At 62.8% G+C, this 546-nt stretch carries 2 protein-coding genes; both read left to right on the top strand.

Annotated elements, in window-relative coordinates; translation table 11 throughout:
- Window positions 1-16 precede the first annotated feature (16 nt).
- Window positions 17-211, top strand: a complete 195-nt coding sequence (locus AC1D00_RS44645; protein WP_008135291.1) for a twin transmembrane helix small protein — start codon at window positions 17-19, stop codon at window positions 209-211.
- Between the two features lie 2 nt (window positions 212-213).
- Window positions 214-546: ATP:cob(I)alamin adenosyltransferase (locus AC1D00_RS44640; protein ID WP_477015151.1), on the top strand; the 333-nt coding region annotated here is incomplete at its 3' end.

Below are 546 nucleotides of genomic sequence, written 5' to 3'. Positions count from 1 at the left end.
GTGTTATCTACCCCCGATGGCATCTATCCTGAGTACTTTCATCCTGCCGGTGGCGGCCGGCGCCGTGGCGTTGGTGCTGCTGCTCGGTCTCGTCAACATGATGCGGGGCGGCTCGCCCAACACCTCGCAGAAGCTGATGCGCTGGCGCGTGCTGCTTCAGTTCGTGGCGATCGTCATTGCCATGATCGCGGTCTGGGCGATGGGGCGCTGAACATGGTTGTGCTGAATCGCATCTATACGAAGACCGGTGACGACGGCACGACAGCGCTCGGCTCGGGCGAACGTCGTCCGAAATACGATCTGCGCATCGAAGCCTATGGCACCGTGGACGAGACCAATGCCGCGATCGGCGTCGTGCGTCTCCATACCCATGATACGCCCGAGCTCGATGCGATGCTCGGCCGCATCCAGAACGATCTGTTCGATCTCGGCGCCGACCTCGCGGTGCCGGAACGGGAGGGCAAGGAAACTAAAAAGGCGGAACGGCTGCGGGTGGTGGCAAGCCAGGTCGAGCGGCTCGAGCACGACATCGACGCGCTCAACGAC

The organism is Bradyrhizobium sp. P2_E8 (assembly GCF_056403875.1).
This window is presented reverse-complemented; position numbering and strand designations above follow the sequence as displayed.

What these genes read in the sequence shown, in the direction of transcription:
- AC1D00_RS44645 (WP_008135291.1), top strand. Translation starts at nt 17, where the DNA reads ATGGCATCTATCCTGAGTACTTTCATCCTGCCGGTGGCGGCCGGCGCC.